General features: G+C 61.0%; 5 protein-coding genes and 1 pseudogene. 3 read left to right on the top strand and 3 right to left on the bottom strand.

What is annotated here, in order from left to right:
- A pseudogene (locus tag CO655_RS32810) lies at positions 1–241 on the bottom strand (sugar ABC transporter substrate-binding protein); the annotation flags it as partial.
- A 475-nt stretch (positions 242–716) separates the two neighbouring features.
- Between CO655_RS32810 and queC the strand changes: the two are divergent.
- Genes queC through queE form a run of 3 tightly spaced genes read left to right on the top strand, consistent with a single transcriptional unit; the run spans position 717 to position 2,508 of the window.
- Positions 717–1,427, top strand: a complete 711-nt coding sequence (gene queC / locus CO655_RS32805) for a 7-cyano-7-deazaguanine synthase QueC (RefSeq protein WP_097609036.1) — start codon at positions 717–719, stop codon at positions 1,425–1,427.
- Positions 1,427–1,783: a 6-carboxytetrahydropterin synthase QueD gene (queD, locus tag CO655_RS32800; RefSeq protein WP_097583440.1), complete on the top strand. Its 357-nt coding sequence runs from the start codon at positions 1,427–1,429 to the stop codon at positions 1,781–1,783. Before queC ends, queD begins: the two co-directional genes overlap by 1 nt.
- A complete protein-coding gene (gene queE, locus CO655_RS32795; RefSeq protein WP_097667957.1) occupies positions 1,780–2,508 on the top strand; it encodes a 7-carboxy-7-deazaguanine synthase QueE in 729 nt (242 codons plus the stop codon). The genes queD and queE overlap by 4 nt, the downstream gene beginning before the upstream one ends.
- 12 nt (positions 2,509–2,520) lie before the next feature.
- Here the strand turns inward: queE and CO655_RS32790 are convergent, their stop codons facing one another.
- Positions 2,521–3,744: an adenylate/guanylate cyclase domain-containing protein gene (locus tag CO655_RS32790; RefSeq protein WP_097609031.1), complete on the bottom strand. Its 1,224-nt coding sequence runs from the start codon at positions 3,742–3,744 to the stop codon at positions 2,521–2,523.
- A 102-nt stretch (positions 3,745–3,846) separates the two neighbouring features.
- Positions 3,847–4,821 (bottom strand): class 1b ribonucleoside-diphosphate reductase subunit beta, encoded by a 975-nt coding sequence (gene nrdF / locus CO655_RS32785; protein WP_097667956.1) that lies wholly within the window; start codon positions 4,819–4,821, stop codon positions 3,847–3,849.
- Positions 4,822–4,970: the final 149 nt, after the last annotated feature.

The following is a 4,970-nucleotide window of genomic DNA, read 5'->3' as shown; positions in this document are numbered from 1 at the left end:
CCGCCACCATCGCCTTCAGCGCCGTCATCGCCGCATCGCCGCCGCCGCCGGCTACCGGAACGTCCTTCCAGGCAAATCCTTCCTTCGACAGATCCTCCTTCAAGACGTTCAAGGCCGCTGCCTCGCCGCCAGATGTCCACCAGTGCAGCATCTGCACTTCCTTCACATCGGCGGCCTGCGCTGTACCGAGGCCAGCCATCATCACGACGGCAACGGCCGCCGAGCTCAAAAACCTGCGCATGAAATTCCTCCCATTTGAAATCGGCGGCGGGCCCTCCCTGCCGCCCGATGTTTTCCGCCGCTACGGCGGTCGACATACGGCCGCGCTCCTCCGCGCGGTTGCTAATTTAAAACGTTATAAGCCCCTGATCGTCAAGCCCTTTCTCGACTCCCGAGAAAAATATGGCTATTCCGTTATCATATTGAATTATTACGGGTTTCCTCACTCCTCCAACAGATCGCCGAAAGTCGACACGATCCAGGAGGAGGCGACGGTGGCCGGCGAGGATCGCGGACGCATGCCGCGTCAGCGCGTCGACAATCCCGACGCCGGGGACCTGCACCGCATGCTGCCGCCGCAACGCAATTTTCGATCGGTGAGACCGCACAACTTTCGAGCTGACATCTTAAAACTGTTTGCATCGCGCGTGATTTGGCCTAGAAGCACGTCCGTAATCCGGTCGCAGCCCACCCGGTCAAAACAAGGGATCCAAAATATGAAAACCATTGTCGTCTGCTCCGGCGGACTCGACTCCGTTTCGCTTGCCCACAGGATGGCAGCGGAACAACAGCTCGTCGGCCTCATCTCCTTCGACTACGGCCAGCGGCATCGCAAGGAACTCGACTTCGCCGCCAAGTGCGCCGCACGCCTTGCCGTCCCTCATCATATCATCGACATCGCCGCCATCGGCGGCCATCTCAGCGGATCGGCTCTGACCGACAATGTCGAGGTCCCGGACGGCCATTATGCCGAGGAGACCATGAAGGCCACCGTGGTGCCGAACCGCAACGCCATCATGCTGGCGATCGCATTCGGCCTGGCGGCCGCGCAAAAGGCCGATGCCGTTGCCGTCGCCGTGCACGGCGGCGACCATTTCATTTACCCCGACTGCCGGCCGGGCTTCATCGACGCCTTCCAGCGCATGCAGAACGAAGCGCTGGACGGTTATGCCAGCGTCAAACTGCTGGCGCCGTATGTCGATGTTTCCAAGGCGGCGATCGTCGCCGACGGCGCAAAACACGGTACGCCGTTTGCGGAGACCTGGTCGTGCTACAAGGGCGGCAACCTTCATTGCGGGCGCTGCGGAACCTGCGTCGAACGCCGCGAAGCCTTCCACCTTGCCGGCGTCGCCGATCCAACGGACTATGAAGACCGGGACTTCTGGAAAGCGGCGGTGTCGCAATATTCCGCGGCGGAGGTGCGTTGATGTACCGCATCACCAAGGAGTTTCATCTCTCCGCTTCGCACCAGCTGGATCATCTGCCGGCCGACCATCAATGCGCCAGGCTCCACGGCCACAACTACGTCGTGGTCGTCGAGCTCGCCGCCGAAAGCCTGAATGACGACGGGTTCGTTCGCGACTATCACGACCTGTCGCCGCTCAAGCGCTATATCGACGAGGCTCTCGATCATCGCCACCTGAACGAGGTCTTCGGCCATTCGAAAGTCACCTCCGAGTTCCTGGCAAAGCATTTTTACGACTGGTGCAAACAGCGTTTCCCCGAGACATCGTCCGTCCGCGTCAGCGAGACGCCGAAGACCTGGGCGGAGTACCGGCCATGAACGGAGAGACCATTCGCGTCAGCGAGATCTTCGGCCCGACCATCCAGGGCGAAGGCGCTTTGATCGGGCTGCCGACGGTGTTTGTCCGGACGGGCGGCTGTGACTATCGCTGTTCCTGGTGCGACAGCCTCCACGCCGTCGACAGCGCCTTCCGGGATCAGTGGATTCCCATGTCCACCGAGGCGATCTGGCAGGAGGTCACGAAGCTCTCCGCAGGCCGGCCGATGACGGTTTCCCTTTCCGGAGGCAATCCGGCGATCCAGCCTCTGGGGCCGCTGATCGAATTCGGCCATTCTCAAGGCTACCGCTTCGCGCTGGAAACGCAGGGGAGCGTCGCCCGGAACTGGTTTCGCGATCTCGACTTCTTGGTCTTGAGCCCCAAGCCGCCGTCAAGCGGAATGCTGACGGATTGGGATCAGGTCGACAGCTGCCTCCGGCTTGCCGCCGGTGGCCCGGAGATCGCCTTGAAAATCGTCGTCTTCGACGATGGCGATTACGCCTTCGCCCGAGAGGCGGGTCGGCGCTATCCCTATATTCCCTTGTTCCTTCAGCCGGGCAACCATACGCCGCCGCCGCCCGATGACGACGACGCCCGCATCGATATCGACGGCGTGATGGATCGGATGCACTGGCTCGTTGCGAAGGTGACCGCCGACGGATGGTTTGCCCCGCGCGTGCTGCCGCAGCTGCACGTGCTGCTGTGGGGAAACAAACGCGGCGTGTGAAGCCCCATCCGTTTACCGCTCAGGAAAAGCGAAGACATCGACAGGCTCTCCGAGCCCGCGCAGCGGGAAGGTGCCGAGGCTGTCCATGTCTTCGGCGCAGCCCGCCATTTCGACGAAGGCCCGCGACAGCAGCACCGGACGCTTGACCTCCTTGGTCAGGCTTTCCAGCCGCGAGGCGATATTGACGGCAGGGCCGATGACGGTGAAATCCAGCCGCCGGCGCGAACCGATATTGCCGTACATGACGTCGCCGACATGCACGCCGACGCCGTAACGCAGCGGTTCGCGTCCTGTTCGTGCGTGCTGCTCGTTCAGCTCGGCCATCAACGCCTGCCCTTCGCGGATCGCCTGCAGCAGATCGGCACAGGCCGTTTCCTTGCTTAAGGGGAAGATTGCCAGCAATCCGTCACCCATGAACTTCAGGATTTCGCCGCCATAGTGTTCGATCGGATCCGACATGGCGTCGAAATAGTCGTTGAGCAGATGGATGACATCGTCGCGCGGCCAGAGATCGGAGATCGCCGTAAAGTCGCGCAGGTCGCAGATCATGATCGCCGCACCGACGGTGGCGCCGCTGCCGCGCGTCGTCACGCCCGACAGGATCTGCTCGCTCGCATGCGGCCCGACATAGGTCTGCAGCAGCGTGCGCGCCATGATGTTCTTCAGGCGAATTTCGCTGACCAAAGTCAGGGCCGGAAGGAGATCACGCAGGAAATCGACATGTTCGCTGGTAAAACCGCCCGGCCGGCTGGTGGAAAATGTAGCCACATGCCGTTTGCCAAAGGTGTGTTCGAGCGGCCAGGCGATATACTCGGTCAGGCCGTCGTCGCGCAGTTCCCGATAGAAGGAATCCAAGTCGCCGTCGGCTGCACCTTCCAACTGCCTGCGCACTTCCTCCGCACCCTGATGGATCGCGTTAACAGGACTGGTCAGGAACTCCGGCGTGTTTTCGACGCCATAGGCGAATGTATCGATCTTCGCCTCGGTGAGCCCTTCCTTCCAGAGGATGCGGGCACCCACCCATTGCGGGTGGTTCACCCTGAAATGCAGCGTCGCCCGCGCCACCGGCACCCCAGCCGCAAGCAGCTTCTCACACATGTCCACCAGGATGTTGTCGATGAAACGCTCGCCCCGCGTCTCGTTCACCAGCCAATCGAGAATCCGCCTCCTGCGGATCGGCCAGACGCCCTCGTCCGCTTCAACGGCAGTCCCGGTCTTGTTCAAAAAAGGCGACATCAAAAACTCCGCTACATCACGTCATCGGCGAGGATCGAATTCAGTTTCCGCTGAATGTGGGCGACAGGGAAGCAAATGATAAGGGCAGACTGCGAGAAAGGCTCAGAAATCCCAATCCTCGTCTTCGGTCGCGACAGCCTTGCCGATGACATAGGAGGAGCCGGAGCCCGAGAAGAAGTCGTGGTTCTCGTCGGCATTCGGCGAAAGCGCCGACAGGATCGCCGGATTGACCTTGCAGGCCTCGGCCGGGAAAAGCGCCTCGTAGCCGAGGTTCATCAGCGCCTTGTTGGCATTGTAATGCAGGAATTTCTTGACGTCCTCGGTCAGCCCGACGCCGTCATAGAGCGCCTCGGTATATCGGGCCTCGTTGTCGTAGAGCTCGAGCAACAGGTCGAAGGCGAAATCCTTGATCTCCTGCCTTCTCTCCCCGGACAACCGCTCCAACCCGCGCTGGAACTTGTAGCCGATATAATAGCCGTGCACCGCCTCGTCGCGGATGATCAGCCGGATCATGTCGGCCGTGTTGGTGAGCTTGGCGCGGCTCGACCAGTACATCGGCAGGTAGAAGCCGGAATAGAACAGGAAGCTCTCGAGAAAGACGCTCGCGATCTTCTTCTTCAAGGGATCGCCGGAACCATACTGCTCCATGATCAGCACTGATTTCCGCTGCAGGAACTCGTTCTCCTCCGACCAGCGATAGGCATCGTCGACATCGGGCGTCGAGCACAGCGTCGAAAAGATCGAGGAATAGGAACGCGCATGCACCGCCTCCATGAAGGAGACGTTGGAAAGCACCGCCTCCTCATGCGGCGTTACCGCATCCTCCATCAGCCTGATGGAACCGACGCCGTTCTGGATCGTGTCGAGCAGCGTCAGCCCGGTGAAGACGCGGATGGTCAACTGCTGCTCGGCCGGCGTCAGCGTCGCCCAGGAAGGGATGTCGTTCGACAGCGGCACCTTTTCCGGCAGCCAGAAATTGCCGGTCAACCGGTTCCAGACTTCGAGATCCCTATCGTCCTCGATGCGGTTCCAGTTGATGGCGCGCGCGCGGCTGATTGGCTTGATGGATATGTTCATTGGGTGGTCTTTCTTCCACAAATTCTAACGGAGTGCGGAGCCCCCTCACCCTGCCCTCTCCCCGCTGGGGAGAGGGGAACGCCATGCAATCGGCTTGTCTCTTCTCCCCATCGGGGCTATTAGATTCACACATTGTCGAAAGCGGATAG

Origin of the sequence: Rhizobium sp. M1, assembly GCF_002531805.1 — a bacterium.
GTDB lineage: Bacteria > Pseudomonadota > Alphaproteobacteria > Rhizobiales > Rhizobiaceae > Rhizobium > Rhizobium etli_C.
Note: the sequence above shows the minus strand (reverse complement) of the source record. Positions and strands in the feature narration are given on the sequence as shown.

Coding starts and splice junctions, on each gene's coding strand:
- nrdF (WP_097667956.1), bottom strand. CDS start 4,821: ATGAACATATCCATCAAGCCAATCAGCCGCGCGCGCGCCATCAACTGG.
- queD (WP_097583440.1), top strand. CDS start 1,427: ATGTACCGCATCACCAAGGAGTTTCATCTCTCCGCTTCGCACCAGCTG.
- queE (WP_097667957.1), top strand. CDS start 1,780: ATGAACGGAGAGACCATTCGCGTCAGCGAGATCTTCGGCCCGACCATC.
- queC (WP_097609036.1), top strand. CDS start 717: ATGAAAACCATTGTCGTCTGCTCCGGCGGACTCGACTCCGTTTCGCTT.
- CO655_RS32790 (WP_097609031.1), bottom strand. CDS start 3,744: ATGTCGCCTTTTTTGAACAAGACCGGGACTGCCGTTGAAGCGGACGAG.